Annotated in this window: 13 protein-coding genes; 3 read left to right on the forward strand and 10 right to left on the reverse strand. The window is 71.2% G+C overall.

The features are described 5' to 3' along the window. Positions 1-4: 4 nt before the first annotated feature. A complete protein-coding gene (locus FB390_RS17875; protein WP_141809952.1) occupies positions 5-1,126 on the reverse strand; it encodes an ABC transporter ATP-binding protein in 1,122 nt (373 codons plus the stop codon). Positions 1,127-1,318: 192 nt separating this feature from the next. Here FB390_RS17875 and FB390_RS17880 point away from each other — a divergent pair, with 192 nt between their 5' ends. Further along, positions 1,319-2,008: a DUF8020 domain-containing protein gene (locus FB390_RS17880; RefSeq protein WP_141809953.1), complete on the forward strand. Its 690-nt coding sequence runs from the start codon at positions 1,319-1,321 to the stop codon at positions 2,006-2,008. On the opposite strand, the gene FB390_RS17885 is transcribed toward FB390_RS17880, so the two are convergent. Both FB390_RS17885 and FB390_RS17890 read right to left on the reverse strand, forming a co-directional pair. Continuing rightward, positions 1,983-3,161 (reverse strand): YbfB/YjiJ family MFS transporter, encoded by a 1,179-nt coding sequence (locus tag FB390_RS17885; protein ID WP_342780412.1) that lies wholly within the window; start codon positions 3,159-3,161, stop codon positions 1,983-1,985. The two genes, FB390_RS17880 and FB390_RS17885, sit on opposite strands and share 26 nt — an antisense overlap. A 25-nt stretch (positions 3,162-3,186) precedes the next feature. After that, a complete protein-coding gene (locus FB390_RS17890; RefSeq protein ID WP_141809954.1) occupies positions 3,187-4,035 on the reverse strand; it encodes an SDR family NAD(P)-dependent oxidoreductase in 849 nt (282 codons plus the stop codon). 51 nt (positions 4,036-4,086) lie between these two features. On the opposite strand from FB390_RS17890, the gene FB390_RS17895 reads away from it, so the two are divergent. Further along, positions 4,087-5,079 (forward strand): alpha/beta fold hydrolase, encoded by a 993-nt coding sequence (locus FB390_RS17895; protein WP_425465911.1) that lies wholly within the window; start codon positions 4,087-4,089, stop codon positions 5,077-5,079. A gap of 10 nt (positions 5,080-5,089) precedes the next feature. On the opposite strand, the gene FB390_RS17900 is transcribed toward FB390_RS17895, so the two are convergent. Together FB390_RS17900 and FB390_RS17905 are read right to left on the reverse strand one after the other, a co-directional pair. Further along, positions 5,090-6,103 (reverse strand): hypothetical protein, encoded by a 1,014-nt coding sequence (locus tag FB390_RS17900; RefSeq protein ID WP_141809955.1) that lies wholly within the window; start codon positions 6,101-6,103, stop codon positions 5,090-5,092. Between the two features lie 73 nt (positions 6,104-6,176). Next, positions 6,177-6,998, reverse strand: coding sequence for a bestrophin-like domain (locus FB390_RS17905; RefSeq protein ID WP_141809956.1), 822 nt, complete (start codon positions 6,996-6,998; stop codon positions 6,177-6,179). Positions 6,999-7,214: 216 nt separating this feature from the next. On the opposite strand from FB390_RS17905, the gene FB390_RS17910 reads away from it, so the two are divergent. Then, positions 7,215-7,766 carry a hypothetical protein gene (locus FB390_RS17910; RefSeq protein WP_141809957.1) on the forward strand — a complete coding sequence of 184 codons (552 nt, stop codon included), beginning with the start codon at positions 7,215-7,217 and terminating at the stop codon, positions 7,764-7,766. Positions 7,767-7,800: 34 nt separating this feature from the next. Here FB390_RS17910 and FB390_RS17915 read toward each other — a convergent pair whose 3' ends face one another. The 5 genes from FB390_RS17915 to zwf form a co-directional block, all read right to left on the reverse strand. Beyond that, a complete protein-coding gene (locus FB390_RS17915; protein WP_141809958.1) occupies positions 7,801-8,280 on the reverse strand; it encodes an SRPBCC family protein in 480 nt (159 codons plus the stop codon). A gap of 96 nt (positions 8,281-8,376) precedes the next feature. Further along, positions 8,377-10,716: a thiamine pyrophosphate-dependent enzyme gene (locus FB390_RS17920; RefSeq protein ID WP_141809959.1), complete on the reverse strand. Its 2,340-nt coding sequence runs from the start codon at positions 10,714-10,716 to the stop codon at positions 8,377-8,379. A 178-nt stretch (positions 10,717-10,894) separates the two neighbouring features. Further along, a complete protein-coding gene (pgl, locus tag FB390_RS17925) occupies positions 10,895-11,635 on the reverse strand; it encodes a 6-phosphogluconolactonase (RefSeq protein WP_141809960.1) in 741 nt (246 codons plus the stop codon). After that, positions 11,628-12,536, reverse strand: a complete 909-nt coding sequence (gene opcA, locus FB390_RS17930) for a glucose-6-phosphate dehydrogenase assembly protein OpcA (protein WP_141809961.1) — start codon at positions 12,534-12,536, stop codon at positions 11,628-11,630. Before opcA ends, pgl begins: the two co-directional genes overlap by 8 nt. After that, a complete protein-coding gene (zwf, locus tag FB390_RS17935) occupies positions 12,533-14,098 on the reverse strand; it encodes a glucose-6-phosphate dehydrogenase (RefSeq protein WP_141809962.1) in 1,566 nt (521 codons plus the stop codon). The genes opcA and zwf overlap by 4 nt, the downstream gene beginning before the upstream one ends. Positions 14,099-14,101: the final 3 nt, after the last annotated feature.

Genomic DNA, 14,101 nt, shown 5'->3' on the forward strand with positions numbered 1-14,101 from the left:
CGCGTCAGACCGCCGACAGCGCGGTGGTCTCGGTGGTCGAAAGAGGTTGTGGCTCTCGCCAACTCAGCCGCAGCCCGGAGTCCGGATCGAAGAGGTGCAGATCGGCGGGCGCGGCGTCGAGTTCGACGGCATCCCCGGGGCGGACCGCGGCGGGCCGGGCGACGCGCGCGCAGACCGACTGTCCGCCGAGGTCCACGTGCAGCAACTCCTCGCTGCCGAGGTTCTCGACCATCGTCACGCGGCCGCGCAGCGCGCCCCGCTCCGCGACCACACGTAACCGCTCCGGGCGGACGCCCACGGTGACCGCGACGTCACCGTGCGCGCCCGCGATGCCGAGCGCGCCGTCGAGCCCCTCCGCGACCACACGCAGTCGACCGTCGCGCTCGGTGACGGTGGCGGACAGCAGATTCATGGGCGGTGCGCCGAGGAACCCCGCGACGAACGTCGAGCGGGGCCGGTCGTAGAGCTCCTCGGGCGGGCCGACCTGCGCCAGCCTGCCGTCCTCGAACAGCGCGATGCGGGTGGCCATCGTCATCGCCTCCACCTGGTCGTGCGTGACGTACAGGAAGGTCGCGCCGAGCCTGCGGTGCAGCGCGATGAGTTCGGCGCGCGTCGCGCTGCGCAACTTCGCGTCCAGGTTCGACAGCGGCTCGTCCATGAGGAAGGCCCCCGGATCTCGAACCATGGCGCGCGCCAACGCGACTCGTTGCCGCTGACCGCCCGAGAGCGCGGCGGGGCGCCGCCGCAGCAGGGGCGTCAGCTCCAGTGCCGCGGCGACCTCCGCCACCCGCTCGGCGATCTCGGCGCGGGACCGGCGCCTGGCCCGCAGCGGGAACGCGATATTGCGTTCGACCGTGAGATGCGGGTACAGCGCGTAGCTCTGGAAGACCATGGCCAGATCCCGCTGCTGCGGCGCCGATCCGGTGATATCGCGGCCGTCGAGCAGGACGCGTCCGGAGGTCGGCGTCTCCAGTCCGGCGATCAGCCGCAGTAGCGTCGACTTGCCGCAGCCGCTCGGACCGAGCAGCACCATGAATTCGCCGTCGGCGATGTCCAGGGACACCTCGCGCACCGCGTCGGTAGCGCCGAAACGTTTCGTCACCGCGTCGATCTGCAGCCGGGCCATCCGGATCCTCCTCTCGCACCGAGACCTGTCGAGTGTCGGGCGGCGGGGCGGGCGTCGCGGCGGGCGATAGGAAACGCCGATCGCGCGAATCATGTCCCGCCATCGACCGCGTCCAGGGCGCGCCGCGACGGGACGGTCTTCTCGCCGACGTCGGCGCGCCGGGCGCCGACCCGACGAACAGAGGAGACCTCCATGCGAAGCACCATCGCGACCTGCGCGCTACTGACCGCCGCGCTCGCTTTCGGCGCGGCAACGGCGAGCGCGGCGCCGGAATCCGGCGCGGTCGGATTTTCCGCGACCGCCACCGAAACGTCCGCCGTGATCACCGTCGACTCGGGTTCGATGGTGGTCGACGACGGCGAGTTCGAGATCAGGGCCGCGGACGGAACGGTGCTCGCCGGCACCGAATTGTCCTTTCGGGTAGACGATTTCGTGTTCCCCATCGCCGCCGAGATCGCCGGACGCTCGGCCACGCTGACCCCGCGCTTCGACCTCGCGCACGCCGTCTACCGGCCGGTCGCGCTGCCCTTCGAGGATCAGGCGCCGTGGAAGACGGAGTACGAGCGCGAGCAGGCGGCGTGGAGCCGGATGACCTCCACCATCTCGATGGGCGCCACCATCGGAACGCTGGTCGGCGGGCTCGGCGGCGCGGCCGTCGGCTGCGTGCTCGGCGGTGTCGTCGGCGCGACCGTTGCCTCGGCGACCATCCTCGGGCTGTTCGGTCCGTTCATCCCGGCCGCGGCCGTGGGCTGCCTCGGCGGCATCGTCGCCATCGGCGCGCTCGGCACCGTCGCCGGTCAGCTGCTGGTGACCGCCCCCGTCGCAGTCCTGGCCGCGACCCAGTACTTCACGACGATCAACACTCCGTTCCCCCGGAAGTGATTTCGGCGCCGCGGCGCGTCGTGGCGCGCGCCCGCTCGCGCGTCACGACCAGCGCCGCGGCGATGGCCAGGCCGAGCACCGCCGTGGCGATGGCGAACGCGACTCGGTAACCCTCGCCGAGCACCGGCGCGACGACCAGCGGGCCGAGCATCTGACCCGCACCGTAGACGGCGGTGAGCGGTGCGGCGGCGTCCGCGCCGGACAGCTCGCCGCCGACGCGCATGGCGAGCATGACGATGCCCATGAAGGTGGCGCCGAACAGGGCGGCCGAGACCAGCACCGCCCACGTCGCGCCGGTCACCGCCGGTAGCAGCGCCGAGAAGGCTTGGGCGAGCAACGCGATCGGCAGCGCGAGGGCGGGTGTCACGCGGCGCGCGGCCGCCGCCCACAGCACCGTGGCGGGCGCGGCGGCGGCGCCGACCACGATCCACACCGAGGAGCCGAGCACCGGACCGCGCTGCTCGCTCACCGCGGCCACCAGGAAGGTGCCGATGACGATGTAACCGAGCCCCTCGAGGAAGTACGCCGGGAGCAGCGCCCGCCACGCCCGGCTCGGCGCCGCCGCGGCCAGTCCCGCGGCTCGGCCGGGACGGATGTCGAGGCGCAGCGCGGGCGCGAGCAGGATCGCGGTGAGCGCGGCCGCGCCGAGCCACATGCCCTGCCAGGACAGCACGGGCCGCGCCGCGAGCACCAGGACGCCGGTCAGCGCGATGCCGAAACCGACACCACCGAAAGCGATTCCGGCGGCGCGGCCGGACCCGTCGTGCCTGGCCATGGCGCCTGCGCAGCCGACGAAGACGACGGCGCTCGCGACCCCAGCGATCAGCCGCAGCGCGGCGGCGACCGGTGTCGGCGCGGGCACCGCCATCAGCGCCTCGCTCGCGACGAGGGCTACGGCGGCCGCGCGGAAGGATCGGGGGTTGCTGCCCTGCGGCCTGCGCGCGAGCAGTACCGCGCCGAGCAGATAGCCCGCGTAGTTGGCGGTGGCGATGACCGCGCCGTCGCTCGCGCTGATGCGGTGCGCGTCGACCATGACCGGCAGCAGCGGCGTGTAGACGAAACGCCCGACGCCCATCGCGGCGGCCAGGCCCGCGGCGGCGGCGAGCGCGGGACGCAGCGAGGTGGGCGGGGCGGCGACGGCGCAACTGGTCACGTGACCTGACGGTACCGCGCTCCGGTCAGTCGTTGCGCGGCACCCGCCCGTCGACGTCGGTGAACCCGTACTGGTCGGCGAGATCGGCCACTCGCCAGGCCATTCCGGTGCGTGCGCGCCGCCGCGGATCGGCGGCCAGCGCGACGACGGCGCGACCCGGGAAGCGCGGCGTCTCCGCGGCGCCGAGATCGAAGGTGCCCTCGCCGGGCAGGGTGACCAGGCGGCGTCCCTCGGCGTCGGCGGGGACCAGCTGAAGCAGTTCGGTGTCCACGATCCCCGGCCACAGCGAGACCACGGTGACCTCGGTGTCGGCGAGTTCGTTGGCCATGTCGGCGGTGAGCCGGTCCAGCGCGGTCTTGGCCACGCCGTAGACCGCGTTGTGCATGTAACGCCGGGCTCCCGGCGACGAGACGTTGACGACGAGCCCGCCCGAGCCGATCAGCAGTGGCGCGGCGTAGAAGCTTGCCGCGTAATGGGATCGGACGCCAACGTCGAAGGTCTCGTCCCAGGCGCTCGGTGGCACCTCCCAGAACGGTTTGCCGAGCCAGCGGGCCGCGGCGGGGGAGTTGTAGACATTGTTCACCAGCACGTCGAGGCGGCCGTGTTCGGCGCGCACCCGCTCGAAGAGGCGATGCACGGCGTCGTCGTCGCGGTGATCGCAGACGAAGGGGACGCCCTGCCCGCCGAGCGCGTCGATCTCGGCCGCGGTGTCGTGCACGGTGCCGGGTAGTCGGCCCGCCGTCGCCGACCGCCCGGTGACGTAGACCGTCGCGCCCGCCGCGCCCAATTCCAGCGCGATGCCCTTGCCGATGCCGCGGCTCGCGCCGGTGACGACCGCGACCCGGCCGTGGAGTTCTCGAGGTATTCCGCTCACGACTCTCGGACATTACCGTTACTTGTAGAACGCGTTCTAGATTTGGAGGCGATAGTGGAGCTGACGCATCGGTTCTTGACCACCAACGGCATCCGGATGCACATCGCCGAACAGGGTAGCGGCCATCCCGTGGTGTTCTGTCACGGCTTCCCGCACACCTGGTTCGTCTGGCATCGGCAGCTCGCCGCGGTCGCCGCCGCCGGGCATCACGCCATCGCCCCGGACCTGCGCGGATACGGCCGGACCGAGGCTCCCGATGATCCAGCCGAGTACACGAATCGCGCCGTCATCGGCGATCTTCTCGGCCTGTTGGACGACATCGGCGCCGAGCGCGCGGTGTTCGTCGGCCTGGATTTCGGCGCCGCGCTGGTGTGGGAGCTGGCGTTGCGCGCACCCGAGCGGGTGGCGGGCGTCATCGTGCTGAACAACCCCTACGCGCCGCGCCCGCCGCGGGCGCCCTCCGAGCTGTGGGCCAAGGCGGCCGCGCGCCATTTCCTGCACCTGGACTATTTCCAGCGGCCCGGTGTCGCGGATGCCGAGCTCGCGGCCCGTCCGCGCGAATTCCTCGCCCGCGTCTACTATTCGCTCAGCGCCGACTACCACTACCTCGACACCTGGCGTTTCCCCGCCGAGGGCACCGGCTATCTCGACGTGCTTCCCGAGGCTCCGGCGCTGCCGTGGCGCTGGCTGTCCGAGGACGAGTTCGCTACGCTCGCAGCCGATTTCGAGCGCACCGGCTTCACCGGCGGCCTCAACTGGTACCGCAACCTGGACCGGAACTGGACGCTGACCGCCGACTACGCGGACGCCGAGGTGAGCGTGCCCACGTACTTCCTCTACGGTGACCGCGATCCGGATATGGAGGGCTTCAGCGGGCGCGATCCGCTGGGCACCCTACGCGCGTATGTGCCGGACCTGCGCGCGGTGACCAAGATTCCCGACGCGGGCCACCTCGTCCAGCTCGAGCGCGCCGACGAGGTGAACGCGCTGATCACCGCGCACCTGGCCGACCTGACGTCGGCCACCGCCGACGTCCCGGTCTGACACCGCGACGTCATCCCGGCAGCCTCGGGACGCGAGTCGCGACGACCCGGGTGCGGACGGCGGCGAGCACCGTGATCACCAAGACCGTCATGAGCTCCAGGAGGTTCCAGGCGAGCGGGTCGACGGTGGGTTCGACGGGCTGCGGATCCGCCGCTTTCGGTGGTCGCGCGGGGAGCGGCTGCGGCACGGGCTCCGGTGTACGGGCTTGCGCCGGAAGGGGTTCGGGCGCGGCCTGCGGTGACGGGGCGGGCAGCGGCGGCTCGAGTCGCAGCGGAATGCCGGGCGTCGGGGGTGTCATCGGGAGCAGCAGGAGGCAGGTGAGCAGTGCGCTGCCACCGAGTGCCGAGCCCGCGGCGCTGCCGAGGGCCGAACCGCTGGAACCTGGTCCGACGAGGCCGCTGCCCGTGGCGCTGCCGAGCGCCGAGCCGGAGCCGAGGAGACCGGGGCCCACCAGACCGCTGCCCAGAGCGGACCCGCTCGAGCCGGGACCGAGCAGACCACTTCCTGTCGCGCTGCCCAGTGCGAGTGCCGCGCTGCCCGCCGCCGCGCTGCCGGTGCAGGCCGTGCGGACGCTTCCGACGTCGAGGCCGAGGGCTTCCGCGGGGGTGGTGGCGGCCGGTTCGAGGGCCAAGTCGGTGTCCGTGCCGGAAACCGGCTCCGGCTCGTGGCCCGGCGCGCCCGCGACAGCAGCGGACTCGCGCGAGTCCTTCGGCGTGAGAGCCAAAGGTATTGCGGCGTAAGCGCTTCCGGTATCGATCGCCGTCAGATCCGTGATGGCGCTACCCGAGTGGGTCCTCGGCGCCGCGAGCGGCCCGGCAGAGGCGCTGCCGCTGCCGATCGGCGATCCGCCCGCGGTGCCACCGGCGCCGAGGCCCAGCGGCACGAGCGGCTGATCGGGCTCGACTGCGGGCTGTTCGCCGACGCGAAGCGCTCCGCCTGTGCTGCCGGTGGCGATGCCGGGCGGCACCAGCGGCTCGGCGAGCGCCGGGACCGGTTGTGTCAACAGTGCCGCGGCTACCGGCACAATGGCGAGTCCTGCCCTCGCGCAACGCCTTTTCGCGCCGGGATCGTTCCCTGTCGCGCCGGCGCGACCCGATCTACCGGTGCGGAACATCGCCTGCGCCGATCGCCGTGGCCGGTGCGGAACTCGCCGATCGATCACCGATCTGCTCGAAGCGGGACTGCGCGTATTCGTAGGCGTCCCTCGGGACGACGTTGCCGCCGGAGAACGGGCGGTCCAGATTGTGGATGGCGAGCACAGCGGCGCCGACCACCACGCCGAGCAGCACGGTCATCGCGACGCTGCGCCTGGTCACCCGCAGGCCCGACAGCACCGGGCTGAGCAGCAGCAGAACCGTGCCGAAAAACAATGCGACATAGAGGAATCGAGGGACGCTGCGGTCGGCGTCGACGGCCCGGTCGTGCCGTGACTGGGCGACCTGGTCGAGTCCGGCGAGCGCCGCCGCGCGCGTATCGCTCGTCGCGGTATCGCTCGAGGGCACCGCGGTGACGCTGGCGCGCAGCGTGTCGAAAGTATCCTGGGTGACCGGACTCAGCTTGCGTTCGGCGTCCATCACCGCCCACTCCCCGGTGACGACCTGTTCGGTGTACGCGCGCACCAGACCCTGGACGCGCTGCCGGTCGTCGTCGGGCAGCCCCTCCGCGGCCAGGTAGGTGTCCACCAGCGCTTTCGATTCCGCGACGGTGTGATTGTGCGCGTTCTGGTACTGCTGCCAGCAGATCACCACGACGAACGCGACGACAGCGGTGAAGAACGTCTTGATGAGGTCGAGCACCAGGGTTCCGGACGCCTCGTCGCTGGTCTGCCGCCACGATTCCGGGCGAAGACGGTCGCCCACCACGAACACCGTCAGCGCCGAGACCGCCGCGGCAACCGGAAAGATCAATTCCAAGGCCATATCGGGCACCGCCTTCCGCACAACTGGGCCGCCGGGGTGACACCCCGGCGTGTGGCGTGATCGCGGACAGCAGCGATCGTCAGTGATTCGGGGCGGTGCTCCGGAAGGATGAGATCCCTTGGCGTGTCGCGCATTCGGTGAGTCGCGGTGTGGCGACCGGGTTTTCGGAATGTCGTCCGCTCACCGACCGGGCCGAGCGGTCGGTACTGTGGCCTCATGAGAATCGGGGGAATCGATTGGCGGCGTGGGGCGCCACGGTGGTGGGTCGTCACGGCGCTCGGCACCGCGGGGCTCGCCGCGGTCTGCTGTCTCGGTCTGGTCGTCCAGGAGGTGACCGACAGCGACAGCGACGACGGCACGATGCTTCTACTGTTGGGGCTGCTCACGGCCGGAGTGCTGTGGATGGTCTGCGGCGTGATCGGATTGATCGCCTACGACAACGCGCGACTGAGCCTGATCGCGCCGCTGGTTGTCGCTCTCGCGGTCGCGCTGTTCTGGGGGGAGCTACCGGCACACCTCGGGTGGTGGCTGTCGAAGGGCAGCCTCGACCGGGCGGCCACGGAATGCGTCCCATCCGAAACGAGCGCGCGCTATGGCACGTACACGGTCGTCAGCGTCGAGCCGTACGAAGGCGGTTGCCTGTTCAGCACGGGGCGCGGCTGGCTCACCAAGAAGGGCTTCGCCTACATGCCGAACGGAGCGCCGCAGCCGAAGGGCGAGTACGACTATCGCTTCGAACCGTACGACGGTCCGTGGTACCGGTACTGAATCAGCGGTCCGGCGTTGGGGAACGGCAGGTCGTTCAGCGGTATTCCGCCGCGAGTTCCGGATAGTCCGCCCAGTTCGGCAGCGGCCGGTACTCCAGGTAGGCGGTGAGCCGGTCCAGCAGGTACTGCCAGCGCGGCCCGACGGAACTCGCTTCGGGGTGACAGAGGTGGCGGCGGACGAGTTCCAGATTGGTGACGACGCCGACCTGGGTCAGGCGCAGCTCGACGATGCAGCCGTCGATGTGCACGACGAGTTCGTGGGGCGCCACGCAGTGCTCGACACGGACCGCGATCGGACCAGCGACGGGACCGTCCACCGGCTCGATCGTGTAGTTGCCGTTGCCGCCCGACACCGCGCCCAGCCAACGCTCGAGCTGGCTCCGCGACGTGCACGCCGACCACACGTCCAGCACCGGCTGACGGTAGGACCGCAGGTAGTGCAGCAGCACGCGATCGTCGCCCTCGGTCGCGTCGTGCTCGGGTCGCACCTCGCCCAGGATGGACATCGTGGTCATCGTCCTGCCTTTCGCCGCGGTCACCATTGCTTTGTCCAGGGTATTTCCCGCCGCCGCCAGTCGAACCGCGAACACGCGGATCCGCCCGGAACCTGTCTAGTCGGCGAGCAGCTCCGCCGCGGCCTTCTCGATGCCGGTCTCGTCCAGCAGGACGGTGTCCGCCGCGGGCCCGAGCGGGACGAAGCTGTCCGTGCTGGTCACCCGCGCGACGCGACCGGCGAAACCGGCGTCGATCAGCGCGGTGCACACCGATTCCGAAACGCCGCCGCTGTGGCGGGTTTCGTCGGCGACGAGGACGCGGCCGGTCGCGCGGGCGTGCGCGAGCAGATCGGCGACCGGCAGCGGGCTCAGCCAACGCAGGTCGAGCACGCGGGCTCGGACACCGCGCGACGCGAGCCGGTCCGCCACCCGCAGGCTCATCGGTACGCCGTTGCCGAAGCTCACGATCGTGAGGTCGCCGCCGTCGCCGTAGACGCGGGCGCGGCCGATCTCCACGTGCGGCCCGGCGGCGGGGGCCGACCACGCACCGTCTCCAGGATGCAGGTCCTTGGTGTGGTACAGCGCGATGGGTTCGAGGTACACGCACACCCGTCCGTCCACCCGCGCCGCCGAGACGCAGGTGCGCAGCAGCGCCGCCGCGTCGTCGGCGCGAGACGGCACCGCGATCACCAGCCCGGGGATGTCACGCAGCGCCGCAACGGAATTGTCGTTGTGGAAGTGTCCGCCGAAGCCCTTCTGGTAGGCGAGCCCCGCGATCCGCACCACCATCGGATTGCGGTAGCGGCCGTGCGAGAAGAACTGGAGGGTGGCCGCCTCGCCGCGCAACTGGTCGGCCGCGTTGTGCAGGTAGGCGAGGTACTGGATCTCCGGAATCGGGACGAAACCGGCGAGCCCGGCGCCGAGCGCGGTGCCGAGCACACTCTGTTCGTCGAGCAGCGTGTCGAAGACGCGGCGCGCGCCGAAACGCTTCTGCAAGCACTTGGTGACGCCGTACACGCCGCCTTTGCGGCCGACGTCCTCGCCGAACACCAGCACGTCGGGGTCGCGCGCGAGCAGGTCCGCCAGGGTGTGATTGATCGCCTGCGCGACGGTCGTCGCGGGTTCGCTCGCGGACGCGGTGGTGCGGGTCGTGCGACGGTCCGGACCCGTGAGACGCGCGCCGTACCGGGATGCCGTGCCGGGCGCCTCGGACCGCGAATCCGCCTGGTCGTGCACCGCCGTCCGGCCAGGGGGTGCATCGGAAGCGTGGTCGGCGCGCTGCGGCGCCCCGGACGTCCCGGCGCGCAGCACGTCGGCCCGGACCGCCTCCGGGTGCGCGGGCGCCAAGGGCGCGGTGACGGCCGCCGCGGACGTCAGTTTGGGTTCGCGCCAGACCAATTCGGCCATGGCGGTCACCCGGTGCCCGATTTCGTCGTAGAGCGCGACGACCTCGTCCGGCTTGGACAGCCCCCGTTCGACGAGCACCCGGGCCGTCGCGACGACCGGGTCACGCACCAGATCGGCCGCGATGTCGGCGGGACGGCGATACGCGGTCTCCATGTCCGAACCGGCGTGGCCGAGCAACCGCACCGTGCGCAGCCGCAGGAACGCGGGCTTGCGCTGCTCGCGCACCCAGCGCACGGCGCGTTCGGACGCGGTCAGCGCGTCGATCGGATCGCAGCCGTCGGCGTCGAAGTAGGCCAGGCCGGGTCGTGTACCGTACGCGTGCTCGATCCACTCCGGCGGCGTCGGCACGCTGATGCCGATACCGTTGTCCTCGCAGACGAACAGGATCGGCACCGGAATCCCTTGGTGCGCGGTGTGCATCGCGGTGTTGACGGCTCCCGCGGCCGTCGAGTGGTTGGCCGAGGCATCGCCGAAAGTGCAGAGCACCACCGAGTCCCGCGGCCATTCCGAGGGGATGCCGAGCCGCGCCGCCCGGTCGATCGCGAAGGCCAGCCCGACCGCCCGCGGCAGATGTGAGGCGATGGTGGAGGTCTGCGGGATCACGTGCGCCGGTTTGCTGCCGAAGACCTTGTGCCTGCCGCCGGAGATGGGGTCGACCGCCGCGGCGACAACGCCGAGCAGCACGTCGCGGATCGGATCCAGCCCCGGCACCCGGCGCGCGCGGTGCACGAAGAACGCGCCCGACCGATAGTGCAGCAGCGCCGGATCGGTGGCCCGCGTGGCGACCGAGAGCGCCGCGTTGCCCTCGTGGCCGGACGAGCCGATGCTGTAGTAGCCGCGCTTGGCCACGCCGAGCGCGCGCGCCGCCAGATCGAGATGCCTGCTCGTGGCCTGCGCGTCGAAGAGCTCCCACAGCATGTCCGGGGAGATGCCGGGTCCGAGGTTCTCGTCGCGAACATGCCGCGGCGCCAGCGTGCCGATCTCGGCGCGGAACCGCTCGTCCAAAGCTCGTGCCGGATTCGCGCCGGATTCCGGCGACACCCCGCTCATCGCTGCCCCGTGCGCGGCGAGCAGGGGTGACCGGCGCGGGCCGCGCGGCCACGCCGCCGGTGCGTCGAGCCACCGGTGGGGTCGTCGACGAGCAGGTGCGGCACCCGACCTCCGTTGTCGAAAGCGCTGAGTGCGATGAACGCGCTCGGCGTTCGACGTACTCAGCGTTCGAATGTACTCAGCGCAGCGCGCTCGCGGCTTCTCTATCCAGTAACCACGTGGTGGATTCCTGCCCGGCCGCGCCCGCGGCGGGAATGTCGATCGGCTCGGCGCCGCCGACCGCCGCGGCGACCGCTTCGGCCTTGCCGGCCCCGGCGACGACCAGCATCACGTGCCGCGAGCGCCGCACGGCGGGCAGCGTCAGCGTGACGCGGACCGGCGGCGGCTTGGGGGAATTCGTCACGGCGACAACGAGTTCGTGCTCCTCGCGCACCGCGTCGGTGCCCGGGAACAGCGAGTTGATGTGCGCGTCGGGGCCCATGCCGAGCAGGTGCACGTCGAACGCGCCGTGCTCGGCGAGGTGGGCGTGCACCGCCGCCGAGTACTCGGCCGCGGCCTCGACCGGATCGGGGTACTCGCCGTCGGACGTCGCCACCGGGTGCACCCTGGCGTGATCGACCGGCACATGGTCGAGCAGCGCCTGCCTGGCCTGCAACTCGTTGCGCTCGGGATCACCCGCGGGAACGAAACGCTCGTCCCCCCAGAAGATGTCGAGCCGCGACCAGTCGATGTCGCCGGGCGACTTGCGCACCTGCTCGAGCATCGCGATGCCGGTGCCGCCACCGGTCAGCACCACCGACGCGGAGCCGCGCTCGGCCTGCGCGGCCGTCACCACCTGCACGAAGCGGGCGGCCGCCGCGGCGACGAGCGTGTCGGCGTCTGGGTGGACCTCTACGGTGTCGCTGGGAGTCTCACTCATAGGTCACCTTCTCGATTCCGGCGAGGGCTTCGTGATAGATCTCGTCGGCGTCGAGCCGACGCAGTTCCTCGGCGAGGCAGTCGCGAGTCTCCCGCCGCGCCAAGGCGATTCGCTGATCGGGATCACCGGTGCGGGTGAGCGTCGCGGTGCGCCCGGTCTGCGGGCGTTCGATGGCCATGGACACCGACGGTCGGTTCACCTCCACCCGCAGGGCGCCCGTGCGCCTGCGCACCGGGCAGCCCAGCCGGGCGGCCAGCCAGCCGGCGAGCATGTCCAGCGCGGGCTCGTCGCGCAGCCCCGACACGGTCACCGACTCGACCGGTTCGAAGGGCGGCTCGTCCAGCGAGGCGGCGAGCAGCGCCCGCCAGTAGGTGATCCGGCTCCACGCCAGGTCGGTGTCGCCCGAGGCGTAGGAGCCGCGCCGCTTCTTGATCGTCGCCTGCGGGTCGGCGGCGAAAGTGGCGTCGGTGATGCGCCGGGTCGCCAGTCGTCCCACCGAGTCCTTGGACGGGAACTCCGGCGCGCCCCGCGGCCACCACGCCACCACCGGGGTGTCGGGCAGCAGGAACGGGATGACGACGCTGCTCTCGTGGCTCACCAGCTCGCCCTGCAGACGCAACACGATCACCTCGGCCGCGCCCGCGTCACCGCCCACCCGGATCTGGGCGTCGAGCTTGGTCTCGGCCTCGCGGTCGCCGCGCGCGAGAACCACCACGCGACAAGGGTGTTCGCGGCTGGCGTCGTTGGCCGCGTCGATGGCGTCCTCGGCTTCGGAGCTGTCCAGCGTGCACACCACCAGGGTGAGCACCCGGCCCATGGTGATGACGCCGTTGCTCTCGCGCAGCTGCACCAGGCGCTTGGTGACCGCGCCGGTCGTGGTGTCGGGCATGTCGATGATCACGGGCGCCGCCATTCCCGGCCGGTGCGCTCGAGCATCTCGTCGGCCGAGGCCGGACCCCACGTGCCCGCGGGATACGGATCGGGTGTGCCGTCCGCCGCCCACCGCTCGAGCACCGGATCCAGGATGCGCCAGGACAATTCGACCTCCGCGTTCACCGGGAACAGCGACGGCACCCCGAGCAGCACGTCGAGGATCAGGCGTTCGTAGGCCTCGGGGGAGGACTCGGTGAACGCCTCGCCGTAACTGAAATCCATGTTGACGTCGCGCACTTCCATGCCCGAGCCCGGCACCTTCGAGCCGAAGCGCATGGTGATGCCCTCGTCCGGCTGCACACGGATCACGAGTGCATTTTGACCCAGTTCCTCGGTCATGGTCTGATCGAAGGGCAGGTGCGGCGCCCGCTTGAAGACCACCGCGATCTCGGTCACCCTGCGGCCCAAGCGCTTTCCGGTGCGCAGGTAGAACGGCACGCCCGCCCAGCGCCGGGTGTCGACCTCGAGGGTGATCGCCGCGTAGGTCTCGGTCTTGGACTGCGGGTCGAAACCCTCCTCGTCGAGCAGGCCGACGACGTGCTCGCCGCCCTGCCAGCCCTCCGAGTACTGCCCGCGCGCCGTGGTCTCCTCCAGCGGCTCCACCAGTTTGGTCGCCGAGAGCACCTTGATCTTCTCGGTCTGCAACTGCTTGGGCTCGAAGCTGATCGGCTCCTCCATGGCGGTGAGCGCGAGCAGTTGCAGCAGATGGTTCTGGATGACGTCGCGGGCCGCGCCGATGCCGTCGTAGTAGCCCGCGCGGCCGCCGAGGCCGATGTCCTCGGCCATGGTGATCTGGACGTGGTCGACGTAGTTGGCGTTCCAGATCGGGTCGAACAGCTGGTTGGCGAAGCGCAGCGCCAGGATGTTCTGCACCGTCTCCTTGCCGAGATAGTGATCGATGCGGAACACCGTCTCCTCCGGGAACACCCGGTTGACCAGCGCGTTGAGCTCGACGGCACTGTCCAGGTCGTGCCCGAACGGCTTCTCGATCACCACCCGCCGCCACGGCTTGCGCCCGGCGATGTCGGTGGTGGTCGGCTGCGCGAGCTTGTGCTCGGAGAGTTGGTCGAGCACCACCGGGAACATGTTCGGCGGAATCGACAGGTAGAAGGCGTGATTGCCGCCGGTGCCGCGCTCCTTGTCCAGCCTGCCGAGGGTGTCGGCGAGCTTGGCGAAGGCGGCGTCGTCGTCGAAGGTGCCCTGCACGAACCGGATTCCCTCCGCCAGGTGGTCCCAGACCTCCTGGCGGAAGGGCGTGCGGGCGTGCGCCTTCACCGCGTCGAGCACGACCGCGGCGAAGTCCTCGTCCGCGTAGTCGCGCCGCGCGAAACCGACCAGCGCGAAACCCGGGGGCAGCAGCCCCCGGTTCGCCAGGTCGTAGATGGCGGGCATCAGTTTCTTGCGGGACAGGTCACCGGTGACACCGAAGATGACCATGCTGCAGGGTCCCGCGATCCGCGGCACCCGCTTGTCCCGCTCGTCGCGGAGTGGGTTCTTCCAGACTGCCGACGTTGTGGCCGTGCCTGCCATGGG

This window comes from Nocardia bhagyanarayanae, assembly GCF_006716565.1.
Taxonomy (GTDB): domain Bacteria; phylum Actinomycetota; class Actinomycetes; order Mycobacteriales; family Mycobacteriaceae; genus Nocardia; species Nocardia bhagyanarayanae.